The organism is Paenibacillus sp. NPDC057967 (assembly GCF_042887015.1).
In the GTDB taxonomy this organism is placed as follows: domain Bacteria; phylum Bacillota; class Bacilli; order Paenibacillales; family Paenibacillaceae; genus Pristimantibacillus.
The window spans coordinates 215,874-216,074 of the sequence record NZ_JBHVQB010000002.1; the positions used below are offsets into that span (position 1 = coordinate 215,874).

At 58.2% G+C, this 201-nt stretch carries 1 protein-coding gene; it reads left to right on the top strand.

All coding sequences use genetic code 11. The annotated features are described in order from the left end of the window. A partial coding sequence (locus tag ACFVSO_RS05465) for a hypothetical protein (RefSeq protein WP_483875062.1) occupies positions 1 to 201 on the top strand: 201 nt, incomplete at both ends.

Genomic DNA, 201 nt, shown 5'->3' on the forward strand with positions numbered 1-201 from the left:
CGAATCGGCGGACGGGACGTTGGTCGGTGACGAGCGTTACGTGCCATTAAGCTGGAGCTCGACAGAGAGCGGCAAGACGGGCACGTTCACGAAGGACAATAACGGCAAGTATACGACCGCGTATACGCCTTCGACAGTCGGAAGCCATACCGTAACGGCGACGTTCCAGAAGCAAACGTGGAATGGTACGGCGTGGAGCGA